General features: G+C 71.2%; 13 protein-coding genes. 9 read left to right on the top strand and 4 right to left on the bottom strand.

Annotated features, from left to right (window positions below; translation table 11 throughout):
• Positions 1-387 precede the first annotated feature (387 nt).
• Positions 388-834, top strand: a complete 447-nt coding sequence (locus ACFVM3_RS21255) for an anthrone oxygenase family protein (RefSeq protein WP_378441015.1) — start codon at positions 388-390, stop codon at positions 832-834.
• 167 nt (positions 835-1001) lie between these two features.
• Here ACFVM3_RS21255 and ACFVM3_RS21250 read toward each other — a convergent pair whose 3' ends face one another.
• Positions 1002-1781 carry an FHA domain-containing protein gene (locus ACFVM3_RS21250; RefSeq protein WP_378441013.1) on the bottom strand — a complete coding sequence of 260 codons (780 nt, stop codon included), beginning with the start codon at positions 1779-1781 and terminating at the stop codon, positions 1002-1004.
• Positions 1778-3538 carry a serine/threonine-protein kinase gene (locus tag ACFVM3_RS21245; protein ID WP_378441011.1) on the bottom strand — a complete coding sequence of 587 codons (1761 nt, stop codon included), beginning with the start codon at positions 3536-3538 and terminating at the stop codon, positions 1778-1780. Before ACFVM3_RS21245 ends, ACFVM3_RS21250 begins: the two co-directional genes overlap by 4 nt.
• A gap of 135 nt (positions 3539-3673) precedes the next feature.
• Here ACFVM3_RS21245 and ACFVM3_RS21240 point away from each other — a divergent pair, with 135 nt between their 5' ends.
• The 5 genes from ACFVM3_RS21240 to ACFVM3_RS21220 are packed head-to-tail and all read left to right on the top strand — an operon-like array spanning position 3674 to position 11177.
• Positions 3674-5761 (top strand): fibronectin type III domain-containing protein, encoded by a 2088-nt coding sequence (locus tag ACFVM3_RS21240; RefSeq protein WP_378441009.1) that lies wholly within the window; start codon positions 3674-3676, stop codon positions 5759-5761.
• A 4-nt stretch (positions 5762-5765) separates the two neighbouring features.
• Positions 5766-6728: an AAA family ATPase gene (locus ACFVM3_RS21235; RefSeq protein WP_378441007.1), complete on the top strand. Its 963-nt coding sequence runs from the start codon at positions 5766-5768 to the stop codon at positions 6726-6728.
• Positions 6728-7855 carry a DUF58 domain-containing protein gene (locus ACFVM3_RS21230; RefSeq protein ID WP_378441005.1) on the top strand — a complete coding sequence of 376 codons (1128 nt, stop codon included), beginning with the start codon at positions 6728-6730 and terminating at the stop codon, positions 7853-7855. The genes ACFVM3_RS21235 and ACFVM3_RS21230 overlap by 1 nt, the downstream gene beginning before the upstream one ends.
• Positions 7852-9933 (top strand): transglutaminase domain-containing protein, encoded by a 2082-nt coding sequence (locus tag ACFVM3_RS21225; RefSeq protein WP_378441003.1) that lies wholly within the window; start codon positions 7852-7854, stop codon positions 9931-9933. Before ACFVM3_RS21230 ends, ACFVM3_RS21225 begins: the two co-directional genes overlap by 4 nt.
• Positions 9930-11177, top strand: coding sequence for a serine/threonine-protein kinase (locus ACFVM3_RS21220; protein ID WP_378441001.1), 1248 nt, complete (start codon positions 9930-9932; stop codon positions 11175-11177). Before ACFVM3_RS21225 ends, ACFVM3_RS21220 begins: the two co-directional genes overlap by 4 nt.
• 25 nt (positions 11178-11202) lie before the next feature.
• Here the strand turns inward: ACFVM3_RS21220 and ACFVM3_RS21215 are convergent, their stop codons facing one another.
• Positions 11203-11736 (bottom strand): LysR substrate-binding domain-containing protein, encoded by a 534-nt coding sequence (locus tag ACFVM3_RS21215; RefSeq protein ID WP_378441000.1) that lies wholly within the window; start codon positions 11734-11736, stop codon positions 11203-11205.
• Positions 11737-11787: 51 nt separating this feature from the next.
• On the opposite strand from ACFVM3_RS21215, the gene ACFVM3_RS21210 reads away from it, so the two are divergent.
• From ACFVM3_RS21210 to ACFVM3_RS21200, 3 genes are all read left to right on the top strand, one after another.
• A complete protein-coding gene (locus ACFVM3_RS21210; protein WP_378440998.1) occupies positions 11788-12054 on the top strand; it encodes a hypothetical protein in 267 nt (88 codons plus the stop codon).
• A gap of 91 nt (positions 12055-12145) precedes the next feature.
• On the top strand, positions 12146-12532 hold the full coding sequence (locus ACFVM3_RS21205) for a hypothetical protein (protein WP_378440996.1): 387 nt from the start codon (positions 12146-12148) through the stop codon (positions 12530-12532).
• On the top strand, positions 12529-13539 hold the full coding sequence (locus tag ACFVM3_RS21200; protein ID WP_378440994.1) for an AraC family transcriptional regulator: 1011 nt from the start codon (positions 12529-12531) through the stop codon (positions 13537-13539). Before ACFVM3_RS21205 ends, ACFVM3_RS21200 begins: the two co-directional genes overlap by 4 nt.
• A 1-nt stretch (position 13540) precedes the next feature.
• Here ACFVM3_RS21200 and ACFVM3_RS21195 read toward each other — a convergent pair whose 3' ends face one another.
• Positions 13541-14032, bottom strand: coding sequence for a DUF4188 domain-containing protein (locus ACFVM3_RS21195; RefSeq protein WP_378440992.1), 492 nt, complete (start codon positions 14030-14032; stop codon positions 13541-13543).
• Positions 14033-14167: the final 135 nt, after the last annotated feature.

Raw genomic sequence — 14167 nt, 5'->3', positions numbered from 1 at the left:
TGGGCGCGGTGTGGCCTGGGAGTCTTGCGGGGCTATACTGGGTTCTAGCCCGAAACGCCACTCACGACCAGGGCCGAAGGCTCCCATCGCCGCATCAGACGCGACGAAGGGAGCCTTCATCCCGCCGCGACCCCGCCCACGAGCACGACACGTTCGACTTACCCCTCGATAGAACCCTCAGTACCACTCGCGACCCCTGCGCAAAGTGCCCGAAATGAACACTGCCACCCCGGCTGGCGTCCCTTGTGGACGGTCAAGGGCACGCCACTTTCGCCTTGCCATCGGCCGGGTCAGGAGTCGCTGGATCTAGCATTGCTAGACAATCTAGCGGCGCTAGTGCTAGCGTCGTGGGACACCTAGCAATGCTAGATTTCTGGAGGGGTAGTCATGCTCAACGCACTCGAGATCGTCACGACCGTGGTCGTCGGCGTGATGGTGGGGGTGGAGTTCGCCGTCGCCTTCGTCGTCAACGCGATCCTCAACGCCCTCCCCGAGGACAGCATGGTGCGCGGCCGTGCCCACGGTGGCCGGATGCTCGGCGCCGTCATGCCGGTCTGGTACATCGGTTCGCTGGTTCTCGTCGCGGTCTGGGCCGTCGCCGCCTGGCAGGACCCCGCCGCCGGACTCGTCGTCACCGCCGGCGCGCTGCTGGTCGTCAGCGTGGTCATGTCGCTCCTGCTGCTCGTCCCGATCAACAACCGCGGCAAGACGTGGACCACCGAGAATCGGCCGGCCGACTGGAAGGAGCAGATGAACCGCTGGGACCGTTTCCACTACGTCCGTGTCGCTGTCATCATCGCCGCCTTCGCCCTGCTGGTGGCCGCACTCGGCTGAGGGGTAACGGCGGACTGGCGTGTTCGTGGGCCGGGCCGCGAGCCCCTTCCCCAGTACATGAAGGCCCCCTTCCTTGCGCCTAGGTACAGGAAGGGGGCCTTCATGTACTGGGGGGCGAGCAACGGCGGCGGTGAACCCCCGGACTCGGCAATCACCACGCCACCTGCCTAGTCGAGCAAGCCGGCTTTTTCGAGCAGGGCGAGATCCGGCGGCACCAGGGTCGTGGACTGCAGGAGTTCGCCGATCAGGTTGGTGTTCAGCACATTGCCCACCGGATCGCCGACCTCTTCCTTGGTGAGGCCGGGCACGCCTGCCTCGACGAGCCGCTGGCGGACCCCGGCCACCAGGTGCTCGGCCTTCTTGGGCCCCCACTTCCGATCCGGTTCCAGCTCGGCCAGCTGCTCGGCGACCCGGCGCCAGCTCAGCGGCTGGGGGTAGGCCTCCTGGCGGAGGAATCGTTGCGCCAGCGCGGCGAGCACGGTGCGCTCCGCCATGGTCAGCCGCCAGACGCGCGGTGGTTTCGTGACCTCCGTGGTGAGGGACGACGGGGCAGGCGAATCGGTCCCCGCGACGTAAAGCTCCAGCAGATGTTCTCGCCCGCTGGAGGTGCGGACGAACACCGCGGTGTAGCCGTCGGAAAGCGGGGCCGGTTCATCGCCGTCGAAGAGGAGCCGAGAGCCGGGTAGCCGCAGCGGAAGCCTGCCTTCGTTGCGCACGCACCATGCGCCGCCATCGTGAATGATCGTCCCCTGGTGACGGCTGATCTGGCGGTCGTCCTCGCCGAGGCAGACGTGCATGTCGTCCCGATTGCGGCCGAACAGGAGCTTCCGGCCTTCGTCCGCGGGCATCGACGACCGGCCGGACAAGGTCGAGGCGAAGATCGTCCCCGGCGCCGCGGGCGGGACACCCTGGGCGAGGCTGGGATGACAGCAGTCGAACGTGGTCATGGCAATCTCCTCGCCACTTCGCCGGCCAAGGTCGTGGCCGGGGCGCAGAGCCGTTCCGAAGGCCCGTCCCCGTTCACGACGATCAGCACGGATTCCAGCATCGGGATGTTGTCGATATCGGTGTACGGGCGATAGGCGACCGTCGAGCGGCACGTTCCCGGCCCGTAGTCGTCGGCGAGGGTCCGGATCTCCCGGCCGGCCTGGGTGGTGCGCGGGCCGTCCTCGTCGTCGAGGGGATGTCCCCGGTCGAAGATCACCCGGACCCGGCCGGCGGGGCCCTCGTAGCCGCAGCTCCATCGGCCGAAGAACGGCCGCGGCGGGCCGGGGACCTCGGGCGCCGCGGGATCGAGCAGGGCGCAAGCGTCCACTTCGGCCAAGGAGCGGGCGGGGAACTTCGCTTTCCGGAGTGGAGGTCCGTTGCGGGACAACGCTTTTGTCGCCGAATCGGTGGCGATGTCGGCGACCGCGCACAGGTCGACCGGGGCACCGGGGTCGTCGTCGGCGGTGACCGAGACGAGATAGCCGTCGGGAACGAGGATCAACCGGGTGCAGCTGTCGTCCTGGAGAAGGCCGGCGACGACGTCGAAGTTCCCGACGCGTTTCAGTTCGCCTTCCGGCGGATTCCCGGGGTGGTTCTTCAGTTCCACTTTGACGTCGGTGAAAGACCCGCCGTCGCGGTGGAGGAGCACGTCGCAACGGTTGAAGTTGCCGTAATCGGGCTCGAGTTCGGGGGTGCCGTACGAGCGGAGCGTGGCCGTGTCGGTCAACCGGCAGGGATCGAGGGCGCGGGCGTCGAAGGGCGCCGGCGCGGGCGCCGCCGGAGCCGTCGGCGTGCTCGCCGAGAGCGTTCCGACCGCGACGGCCGCGATCCCCGCCGCCGCGCCGATCGGACGCCGGAAGCGGTGGACCGCACCGCGCCGCTCGGGCGTCCTGCCTGTCGTGCCGCCCGAGCAGGCCGCGAGGGCCGCGCCCGCTTCGGCGGCGGACGGGCGGAGTGCCGGGTCCGGGTCGAGCATCCGCGCGAGCGGATCGGCCAGCCGGTCCGCGGCGCGGGACACCGGGATGTCACCGTCCGCGGCACGCCGGACCTTCGCGAGCGGGGTCTCTCCGGCGAACATCGGTGCCCCTTCGAGGGCGGCGTAGAGCGTCGCACCGAGGGAGAACACGTCGGAGGCGGCGGTGGGCGGGTCACCGCGCGCGACTTCGGGAGCGAGATAGCCGGGGGTGCCCGCGTACAGCGCCGCGTCGGTCAAGGTCTCGTCCGCCGCGACGGACCGGGAGATGCCGAAATCGGTCAGTTTCGCCCGCCCGTCCTCAGCGATCAGGACGTTGCCCGGTTTCAGATCGCGATGGAGGATCTTCCGCTCGTGCACGGCGGCGAGCGCCGACGCCAGCTGGACACCGATCTCCGCGACCCTCGCTTCGGGCAGCGCGCGTTCGCTCAGGACGGCGGCGAGGGTCTGTGAGGGGACGTACTCCTGGATCAGCCACAGCTCGTCGTGATCGCTGACGATTTCGTGACAGACGACGACATGCGGATGGTCGACCGAAGCGGCCAGGCGTGCCTCGCGGCGCAGCTTGCGGCCGGCTCCGGAGGCGCTCATCTTCGCCTGTTTGGCCGCGACCGTCCGGCCCGTCCGCTCGTCGACCGCTCGCCAGACCACGCCCTCCCCGCCGACGCCGACGCGCTCGATCAGCCGGTAGCGATCCGCGATCCGGCGGCGGGCCGGTTCGCGGTCTCGGCGTGAGAACGTCATGTCGGACCATCCGTGGTCGTGAGCCGGAGAAGTACCCGCACGGGCACCGAGCGTAGCGTGGCCCGGCTCCGTCCCAGTAGGTGATGGCGCTTCGGTTCGGGAACCCTCCCGAATCACTCGGCTACCGTCCGTGCCGTGATCAAGGGCACACGGGGGAGGACGGCCTGGCGGGCCCGGCTACCGGTCGTGACGATCGTCGTGGTTTCGATGGCGGTTCTGACGACCGCGGTCACCGGCGCGGCGAAACCGCCGCCGGGGATCCAGGAGATCCCCGGCGGCCACTGGGTCTACAACTCCCTGCTCCAGTCGGCTTTCCACATCGACGGCGGGACGGCGGGGATCGACGCGCAGGTCGCGGTGCCCGGTGACCAGGGAAGCCAGGTCGTGCAGGGGGACACCAGCGGCTACGTCGTGGGCGGCAAGCGGATCACCCCGTTCGGCAAGTCGGACCTGACCGCCGGGCCGCCGGGGGTGTCACCCTCTGGCGAGGTCCCGGTCGGCGTGGAGACCGCGGGCGGCCCGTACCTGGTGTACCGGCAGTCCGGTCAGATCATCCGGCTCGGCGATCCGCCCGCGCCGATCTCCGCCGGAGGGCCGGTCGGCGATCCGGTCGCCACCGCGGAGGGGACGCTGTGGCTGCCGCGTATCGCGTCGAGCCTGCTCTGCCGGCTGGACCGTGGCACCGAAAAGGTGTCCTGCCCGGTCACGCTCCCCGCCGGACACTTCGGTGCGCTGACCTTGGTGGGGGACAAGCTGTATTTCGTCGACACCTCCGACGGTGCCGTGCGTGCCGTCGAATCCGGTGGTCTCGGCGGTCCGGTGCCGATGGGCGTCGGCGCGAGCGCCGACCTCCGGACGGCGGCCAACGACGTGGCCGGTCGCGTGGCCGTGCTCGACCCGGCGCGGAGCCTGCTGCATCTGGTCGACCCCGATCCCGGGCCGCGGCGGCCGATCACCGTGCTACTCCCGCCCGGTCAGTACGACACACCGGTCGCGGCGGGCTCGGTGGTCGTCGTGGTCAACCGCACGTCGGGCCGGTTGTTCACCTACGACGCCGACGGCAGGCAGACGGACGACAAGCCGCTCCCCGCCGACGGCGGCACGGCACGGGTCGTCCGCGGCGAGGATTCGCACGTCTACGTCGACGGCGGCCAAGGCACCCACGTCCTCGTCGTCGCCAAGAACGGCAAGGTCACCGACGTTCCCGTGGTCCCGCCCGCGGAGAAGAAGGATCAACCGGCCCCGGCACAGCCCGCCCCGGGACAGCGGCAGGTGGCGCCGCCCGCCGAGCGACGTGGCGAGGACGGGCGTCCCGGCCAGGACACCGCTTCCGGTTCCGATCGGCCCGGCCCCTCGAAGCCGAATCCGCCGCCGGTCACCCCGCCCGCCGTCCCGGCCAGCCCGCCCGGTGCGCCGCCCGGGGTCTCGGCGACGGGTGAGGCGGGCGCGGTGACGGTCTCGTGGTCGGCCGCTCCGGCCAACCGGGCGAACGTGACGTCGTACCGGATCAGCTGGGCGGGTGGTTCCCGCACGGTGGACGGCGGCACTCGCCGGGTCAGGATCACCGGGCTGGCGAACGGAACGCGCTACACGTTCACCGTCGTCGCGGTCAACAAGGCGGGCACCGGACCGGGCGCTTCGGCGTCGGCGACCACAGGAACGTCTGCCGCGGCAGCGCCGGCGTTGACCGCGAGCCATCGCAACGGTGCCGCGGTGCTGTCCTGGACGCGACCGGACCTCGGTGGCGGGGAACTGGTGCACTATCTCGTCACCGGTACCGGTTTCGCGCAGCAGACGGTCACGGGCGCCACAGCGAACTACTCCGGCCTGACCGCCGGGAATTCCTACACCTTCACGGTTCGTGCGGTGACCAGGACGCCCGACGGGCAGACGCGGAACGGGCAGACGGCCAGCCGGACGATCACCGTCCCCGCGCCGACGATCACCATCAGCCGCGGCCGCGACACCTCCAGCGAGAACTGTCACGAGCCGGACTGTGCCCAAGTCAACGTGACGATGAAGGGCTTCGCGCCGGGCACGCGGTACGGGATCCGGCTCAGCTCGTCGAGCAATTCCGAAGTGGAGACCGAATACACCACGACCGACGCCGACGGCTCGGCGACCTACAACGAACTCAACTACGACGTGCCCGGCCAGACCATCTGGGTCAGCGTCCAGACCCCGGACGGCCGGATCACCTCCAACAGGATCAGGTGGACTTAGCTCGATGACTCGCTTTCTCCCGCCCGGTGTGGTGTACGAACTCATCGCGGAGAACATCGACAGTGTGCTGCGCGGTAAGGAAAAGGTGGTCCGGCTCGCGGTCACCGCGTTGTTCGCCGAGGGGCATCTGCTCGTGGAGGACGTTCCCGGTGTCGGCAAGACGACACTGGCCCGCTGCCTGGCCAGGAGCGTCGGCGGGTCGTGGAACCGCATCCAGTTCACCCCCGACCTGCTGCCCGGCGACATCACCGGCGTCCCCGTCTACCACCAGAAGGACGAACGCTTCGAGTTCCATCCCGGCGGGGTGTTCGCGAACGTCGTCGTCGCGGACGAGATCAACCGTGGCACCCCGAAAACGCAGTCGGCCCTGCTCGAGGTGATGGCCGAGCGGACCGTCACCGTCGACGCCGTCCGGCACGAGGTACCGCGGCCGTTCCTGGTCGTCGCGACGCAGAACCCGATCGAGATGGCCGGGACCTACCGGCTGCCCGAAGCGCAGCTGGACCGGTTCCTGATGCGGCTGGACGTCGGCTACCCGGACCTCTCCTCGGAGGTCAAGGTGATCATGGGCGACTGCGCGGGCGTCGGCCCGGACGACCTGGCGCCGGTGGTCGACATCGAGACGGTGCGGGGGACGATCGGGCAGGTCCGGACCGTCCACGTCGAACCCGCGCTCTGCGAGTACGCCGCCCGGCTCGCGGGCGCGACCCGTGAGCACGCCGCCTTGCGGTACGGGGCCAGCCCGCGGGGGAGCATCGCGCTGATCCGCGCCGGGCAGGCGTACGCCGCGACCGACGGCCGGACGTTCGTCACCGTGGACGACGTCAAGGAGATCGCGCAGGCCGTTCTCGCGCACCGGCTGATCCTCACCGCCGACGCCGAGCTGAACGGCCGCGACCCCGGCGGTGTGGTGGACGAGGTCCTCGACGCGACGCCGGCCCCGGTGAGCGTGGGGCCGCGGGCCTGATGATCCGGCTGACCAGACGCGGTGCCGGCGTTCTCGCCGCGACCGCGGGGCTGTTTATCCTCGGCCACTGGGCCGGCTATCCGTTCTTCCTCGCGATTTCGGGCGCCGGGGCGGGCGCGCTGATCGCGGCGATCGTCGCGACCGGACGGCGTCCCCGTGTCGTGGTGTCCCGCGAGGTCTATCCGGACCGGGTGGAGCGGGGCAGGCCCGCCGTCGCCACGCTTCGGGTGCGCAACCCGGCCAGGCGGCGGCACGGCGCCTTCACCGCGGGGGACCGGGTCGGTGCCGAGACGCGGAGGGTCGACATCCGCGCGCTGGCGCCCAACGCGGAAACCGCGCACCGCTACGAACTGCCCACCGAGCGGCGTGGACGGCACCAGGTCGGCCCGCTGGTCCTAGAGCGGGCGGATCCCTTCGGGCTCGGGTACCGGCGGCTGACCACGGGCGAGACCGCGACGCTGTGGGTCCATCCGCGGGTGCACCTGATGTCCCCGCCCGGCGGCGGGCGGCCGCGGCACCACCACGAGGGGGCCGCCGTGGACGAACGGCTGCGCGGTTCCGAAGACCTGCGTGAGGTCCGCGAATACGCGCACGGCGACGAAATCCGGCATCTGCACTGGAAGGCGACGGCGAGGACCGGTTCGCTGATGGTGCGCGACTACGTCGATCCCCACCAGCCGAGGTTCACCGTGCTGCTGGACTCCCGGTTGCGGGGGCCCCGGTTGGAAGACGCCGTCGACGCGGCGGCGTCGCTGGCCGGTGCGGCGGCTCGCGCGGACCGGCCGACGCGGCTGGTCACCTCCGGTGGTCTCGACGTGGACACCGGTGGCGGATCGCGGGCGGTGCGTCCGCTGCTGGACGCCTTGTGCGTGCTCGAGCCGTCGTCCGGTCCGGCACTGGTTCCGGAGGGGCTGAGCCGCTCCGGGGTCGGCGGGCTGGCCGTGGTGACCGCCGGTGGCAGGCCGGCCGATCGGGCAGCGGTGGCGGCGCTGCGTGAGCGGTACTCGCCGTTGATCGTCTTCGTGCTCGGCGACGCCGAGACGTTCGGAGGGATCCCCGGTGCGGTGGTGCTCCCGGTCTCCGACGCCGCCGACGCGGCCCGGCGATGGAACGCGCTCGGCTTATGAATCCACAGTGGACACAACGGCTCACGGCCGCCCTGCTGCTGCTCGCCACCGGACTTCCCGGCCTGCTCTTCGCGCCGGTGTTCGGCGTGGGCTCGCTGCTGCTCCCGCTCGTCACGGTCCTTCTCGTCTGCTTCGCCGTCACCGAACTCTCGCTGCGGATGGCCGCGCTGCGTCCGTGGCGGCCGATCCTGACGCTCGTGCTGGGCTTGCTCGCGCTGGGAGAGCTGGAATTCGGGCCTGGTCTCCCGGACGCGGCGATGCTGCGGGGGCTGCTCGACGGTGTCACCCGGTCCTGGCAGCTGACGCTCCAGTCGACCTGGCCCGCGCGGGCGGACGCGGAGCTGTTCCTGTTCGTCCCGCTCGCGGTGCTGTTCGCCTCGGTGCTCGCGATCGAACTGTCGCGCCTGCCCGCGGTGGCGCTGCTGCCGGGATTGGCCGTCGCCGGGTTGAGCCAGGCCTACGTGGCGCTGTCCGGGCCGGTGGCCACCGCCGCCGGGCTGGCCTACGTCGTCGTCGCCGGCGCGCTGCTCGCCGTGACCCGGCGGCGGGAGAGCAGGCTCGTCCTCGTGCTGCCCGCCGTGGTGCTCGCGGTCGCGGCCTCGGCCGGGCTCACCGCCGTCGATCAGGGAAACCGGCCGTCGCTGGCGCTCGAACACGACGCCGCTCCGGTGCCGCCGCTGCGGGTGGACAATCCGCTCGACCAGGTCGCGGACCGGCTGACCCGCCCTGGCGAACCGGTTTTCGGGTACTCCGGGACGGCAGGCACCGATCGCTGGCGGATCGCCGTCCTCACCGACTTCGACGGCGTCAGCTGGCGGGCGAACGGCGACTATCTCCGGCTCGGCGCGTCGCTCGGGACGGCGACCCGGCACGCGCGGATCACGGTCCCGGCGGGCGGCGGCCCGTGGCTGCCCAGCCAGGCTCTCCCGGCCACGGTCTCCGGGGCCGATCCGCTGGTCGATCCCGCGAGCGGCACCCTCCTGCTGCCGGGACGGCGGGGACCGGTGGAGTACGAACTCGGCTGGCGTGAACCGGCGGTGGCGCCGGAGACGTTGCTGGACGCGGGAATCGACGCGTCGGCGGTGTCCGGCGGGGTCGGGCAGGTGCCGCCCGGCGTCGCCGAACTGGCCAGGACCGCCACCGGTGGGCTGCGCCCGTCGTTCCGGGCCGCGCTGGTACTGGAGCGCTATCTCGCCGAGAACTACCGGCAGGCGACCGGTCCGGTACTGCCGACCGGGAGCGGCTGGGCGCAGTTGAGCGGTTTCCTGTTCACGACTCGCGCGGGTACCAGCGAGCAGTTCGCCACCGCCTACGTGGCGCTGGCGAGGCTGATCGGTATTCCCGCTCGTGTCGCGGTGGGATTCCGTGCCCCGCAGGGAGGTCCAGGTCCGGTCACAGTCCACAATGGAGACTCCTTCGCCTGGCCGGAGGTGGCCGTCGCCGGTGTCGGCTGGGTGCCGCTCGATCCGGCCGGGAACGCGTCCCGTGGCACCGCCGCGGCGGCAGGCGCGCTGGCGGGCGCCACCGCCCGGGCTCGCGAGGACCTCCCGCCATCGCAGCGATTACGCGATCCGGAGGTCCCGGCGGACGAGCATGCCGCCACCGGGCCGTCCGAGCCCGAAACGCCGTGGATAGGGTCTTTGCTCACCTGGCTCGGTATCGGCGTGGTGTCGGCGCTCGTCCTCGTCGTCGTGGCGATACCGGGGCGGCGGGCCGTCCGGACCGCCCGACGGCGCCGCCGCACCGGCTCGGCGGCGGTGGTCGCGGCCTGGCTGGAGGCGAGGGACGTCCTGCGCGCGCACGACATCGTCGTGTCCCGCGGTGCCACGGCACGCGAACTCGCCCGCCGCCTGCCGTCCACAGTGGACAATTCGGTCGCGGAAGGACTGGAATGGCTCGCTCGTCAGGTGGACATCACGCTGTGGTCGCCGTACGGCGCCGACGACCGGACGGCCGCGCAGGCGTGGACGGCGGTCCGGGCGATCCGGAAAGGATTCACGAAAGCCTCGTTCCAGGCCCGGCTTCGGGCCGCGTTCGACCTCGGAAGCCTGCGGAAACCGGGACTCGTGACCGAATGACCGGATACCTCTTCGGCGAGCCCCTCGGTATCGGGCCGTTCGCGACCGTCTATCCCGCGATCTGCGCGGGGATCCCGGTCGCGATGAAGGTCTTCCCTGGGCGGCTCGATCGCGCGACCTTGTCGGCGGTGGACCGCGATCGCGATCGGTTGCGGGCGGTGGCATCCGCGCTGCCGGTCGACGCCGTCGAGCAGCTGCCCGACGGGCGGCACGCGCTCCGGATGGAACGCTGCACGCATTCCCTCGCCGCGCTGCTGGGCCAGGTGGGAAGACTTTCCACGGCCGACGCCGTCGTACTCGGCCACACCGTCGCGACCTGTCTCGCCACCGCCCACGCGGCCGGTGTCGTGCACGGCGGCGTCCATCCCGCGAACGTGCTGTTCCGCACGACCGGCGAACCGGTCCTCGCCGATTTCGGGGTCGCCCTGCGGCAGGCGTTCCCGCGGGACCCGATGCGGTCGCCCGAATACCTGGCGCCGGAGACCCTGCGCACCGAGACGTACGACGAGCGGACCGATCTGTACGGCCTGGGAATGGTGCTGTACCTGGCACTGACCGGCGACCACCCGCAGCCAGGCAGGCTCGGGGAGCCGATGGGCGAGCGGCTGCTGAGGCTGCTGCGCACCCCGGTGCCGCCGATCGACCGGCCCGGTGTACCGGTCATCCTGTCGGCGATGGTGAGCAGGTTGCTCGCCCCGGATCCGGCACACCGTCCGCCGGACGCGGCGTGGGTCGCCGACCGGCTCGCCGAAATGTTCCCCCGCCCCGCCGAACCGGACGCCGTTCCGCCGCCGTCGGTCGAGCGCGAAGACGCCGAGCCCGTCCGCCCGGCCCGGACGCGCCGTGGCGTCGTGTTCGGCGCGGCGGCGACGGTGGCCGTCCTCGGCGCGGCGGCCGCGGTCGTGTTCGGCGACCGGCGGCCGGATCCCGTCCCCACGACCCCGGCCGCCATCCCGGAGCCGGAACCGGTGGTGGCGGACCTCAAGCTGGAGCTCGCCGAGCCGACCGACCGGGGAAACCAGGTCATGCTCGCGTGGACCAGCAGTTCGGACGTCGTCGACTACGCGGTGATCGTCGCCCCCGAAAACGAACCCAACCGGACGGTGCTGGCCGGGCGGGCGCACGCGATCACCATTCCGGTCGATCCGGTGCGCCGGTACTGCTTCGAGGTGCAGGCGACCGACAGCCGGGTCATCCACACGAGCCCGCCGAAGCCGATCCGGGGAGCCGTTTGCCGTCCATGACGCTTCCCGTCGCCGGACGAGGAGATCACCGGTCGGCGGCGGCGTGTTCCACGGCGGCGATGAAGGCCGTCAGCCGGGGGTTCTCCGTATCGGCGCGCCAGACGAGGCCGTACCGGATCGGCGGGGCGTCGCTGATGGGCAGGTAGGTGATGTCGGGCCGGAAGTAGTACCGGCGGGCGTCGCCGCCGGCGATGCCGACCCCTCTGCCCGCGGCGACCAGCGACATCGCGTCCTGCCAGTACCGGACGCTGTGGGTGTGGCGGATCGGCCTGCCCTGGGGCGTGCGGTGCGGGAAGAAGTGCTCGCGCTGGTAGATCGGCATCAGCTCCCCGAACACGATGATCTCCTCGCCCGCCAGATCCTCCAGCGTGATCGCGGCACGTTCGGCGAAGCGGTGCCGGGTGGAGACCGCCAGGAAACGCTCCTGGGCGATCAACGGCGCGGACGTCCGCAGATCCGGCTCGGACACGACGAACGTGTCGGGGTACTCGGCGCAGAGGTCCTCACCCGCCAGGTTCAGCAACTCGGCGCACCAGGGCCCGGAGAACCCTGCGCGCAACGGTTTCCCGCGTCCCTGCGCCGCCTCGCGGGCGGTATCGGCAGCACCAACGTGGCGGCTTCCATCGCCTCGCTGTCCGGCGCCCGGCCGGAGGAGTCAGGTCTGGTGTCGGGGCTCAACAACGCCACCTTCCAGGTCGGTGCGGCACTGGGCGTGGCGATCACCTCCTCGGTGGCCTTCGCGGTGACCGGCGGCTCCACCGACAAGGCGGCCCTCACCGACGGCTTCAGCGCCGCGTTCCTCGCCTGCGCGGTCTTCGCCGCGATCGGCCTGGTGACCGCGCTTCTCCTGCTGCTCCAGCGGAAGAGCGCGGCATGATCCGCGGTCCGTCACTGGGGGCGGCCCCGGTGACGGACCGCACAGGGCCCCGCGTTGACCTCGAGCCGGGTCGAGGTCCGACGATGGGGCCATGACTCTCGAAGCAGACGAAATGCTCTTGTTCCGGAACACCATGCGGATCACCGACGGCCATCTGGAGGAATTCACCGCCGCCGTCCGGGAAGCCATCGATTTCGTGGAGCGGAACGCGCCGCAGGTCATGGTGCAGACGTTCGTGGACGCCGAGCGCATGCTCGCCTACAGCTACCAGATGTACGCCGATTCGGACGCGGTCCTCGAACACTGGCGGATCTCCGAGAACCACATCAACGCCGTGTCGGCGCACTGCACGGTGGTGGACTTCCAGGTGCACGGCTCGCCGGACGAACGAGTGCTGGCGGGGATGCGCGGCATGATCGACGACGGCACCGCTGTCGTCACCCCGCGGATCGCGGGTTTCGTGCGCGCTGGTCGATGACCTCCGCAGACGCGGCCATTCCGCCGACACTGCTGAGCGCGGTCGTGGCGATCGGCCGCCAAGCCGGGCTGCCGGTCTCGGCCTGGTTCTCCGGGACCGGGCTCGAGCCAGGGCTCCTCGACGACGTCGATGTCCGCGTGTCGCTGGACCAAGCCAGGACGGTGCTCCGCAGGGCCGTCGCGGCGATGCCCGACCGGGCCATCGGTATCGAGGTCGGAGCCCGCGACGCGTTGCTGTCCTTCGGCTTCGTCGGTGTGGCGATGAGATCGTCCGCGACCGTCGGCGACGCGTTCGGTGTCCTCGCCGAACTGCACCGGGCTTCCGGCAGCCTCGCCGACTTCACCGCGGAGGGGCTGGACGGGGACGAGATCGAACTGTATCTCCGGGAGCGCTGGCCGGACCCCGTCCTGCTTCCGTTCCTCGCCGAGGAGGCGTTCGCCAGCACCATCGCGTTCCTGCGCTCCGTCCTCGGTGAGACCTGGACACCCACCCGGGTGTACCTCTCCTACCGTCCGCCTGCCCATGCCGCCCGGTACCAGCGGTTCTTCCGTTGCCCGGTCCACTTCGCCGCCGACGCCGACCGCCTCGTGCTCGGTTCCGACGTCCTGCGAGTGCCGATCCCCACGCATCACGAACCGACGCTGCGGACGGCGCTCGCGGTGTGCGGGAGCCTGATCTCGCCGGAGCGGACCAGGCCCGGAGTCGTGGCCGCGGTGGAGGCGCTGCTGACCGCGCACCTCCACCGCCCGCTCACCATGGCCGACATCGCCGCGCAGATGCACATCAGCGAACGCACGTTGCGACGGCAGCTCGCCGAGGCGGGCGAGGGGTTCGCCGCCCTCCGCGATCGCGTGCGCGAGCGGCACGCGACCGCGTTGCTCAGGAACTCCACCCTGGCGATCTCGGCCGTGGCCGCCGAAGTCGGCTTCAGTGATGGACGCGAGTTCCGCCGTGCTTATCGGCGTTGGACCGGCCGGACGCCCCTCGCCGTTCGCACGGAGGCCTGACTCAGCTCGCGGGCAGCGCGGTGGCGCCGTCCGCCAGGCGCGTGCGGGCACGGTGGTTTCGTTTCTCGACGGGTACGGCCTTCGTCGCTTTGGGCAGCCCCATGGCAGGCGTCCCGACGAACATGCTTTCGGCACGCTCGACGACGAAGGTCTCGTGCCAGACTCCCACCGCCTCGGGGTGTTTCCGCGCCATCGCGTTGAACCTCGTCCACGCCGGCCGGTGGCTCAGCGACCCGGCGGACGCGTAGGCGTAGAGCTTCTCGGCCGAGGACCAGTACTGCACGGCGAACGGACCTCTGCGGTTGAACAGGAACTCGTAGCCGAGCAGTCCCGAGTCCGGGTCGTCGGCGAGCTCGCGCATCATCGCCGGCATGGCGAAGAAGACCGGCAGACACAGATCGGGCCGCCACCACTTGTTGAACGTCATGCCGATGTGGAACACCACCAGCTCCCCGTCGTACTGATGCGTGGTCCTGCCCGGGGTGATCTTCATCGTTCCTCCTTCGCCGTCACTGCCTTCCGGTGACCAGTTCACAGCCCGGGAGGGGTTCGGGCGGAGGGCATCGACGGCCACCAAGGGGGGCGAACCGGACACGTTCCGCTTCGGCCCGGTCATCGAGGCCGCGCA

The sequence above is a fragment of the Amycolatopsis sp. NPDC057786 genome (assembly GCF_042797905.1).
Lineage (GTDB): Bacteria > Actinomycetota > Actinomycetes > Mycobacteriales > Pseudonocardiaceae > Amycolatopsis.
Note: the sequence above shows the minus strand (reverse complement) of the source record. Positions and strands in the feature narration are given on the sequence as shown.

Excerpts from the sequence above, each read along its gene's own strand:
- ACFVM3_RS21255 (WP_378441015.1), top strand. The coding sequence starts at position 388 with ATGCTCAACGCACTCGAGATCGTCACGACCGTGGTCGTCGGCGTGATG.
- ACFVM3_RS21250 (WP_378441013.1), bottom strand. The coding sequence starts at position 1,781 with ATGACCACGTTCGACTGCTGTCATCCCAGCCTCGCCCAGGGTGTCCCG.
- ACFVM3_RS21245 (WP_378441011.1), bottom strand. The coding sequence starts at position 3,538 with ATGACGTTCTCACGCCGAGACCGCGAACCGGCCCGCCGCCGGATCGCG.
- ACFVM3_RS21235 (WP_378441007.1), top strand. The coding sequence starts at position 5,766 with ATGACTCGCTTTCTCCCGCCCGGTGTGGTGTACGAACTCATCGCGGAG.
- ACFVM3_RS21230 (WP_378441005.1), top strand. The coding sequence starts at position 6,728 with ATGATCCGGCTGACCAGACGCGGTGCCGGCGTTCTCGCCGCGACCGCG.
- ACFVM3_RS21225 (WP_378441003.1), top strand. The coding sequence starts at position 7,852 with ATGAATCCACAGTGGACACAACGGCTCACGGCCGCCCTGCTGCTGCTC.
- ACFVM3_RS21220 (WP_378441001.1), top strand. The coding sequence starts at position 9,930 with ATGACCGGATACCTCTTCGGCGAGCCCCTCGGTATCGGGCCGTTCGCG.
- ACFVM3_RS21205 (WP_378440996.1), top strand. The coding sequence starts at position 12,146 with ATGACTCTCGAAGCAGACGAAATGCTCTTGTTCCGGAACACCATGCGG.
- ACFVM3_RS21200 (WP_378440994.1), top strand. The coding sequence starts at position 12,529 with ATGACCTCCGCAGACGCGGCCATTCCGCCGACACTGCTGAGCGCGGTC.
- ACFVM3_RS21195 (WP_378440992.1), bottom strand. The coding sequence starts at position 14,032 with ATGAAGATCACCCCGGGCAGGACCACGCATCAGTACGACGGGGAGCTG.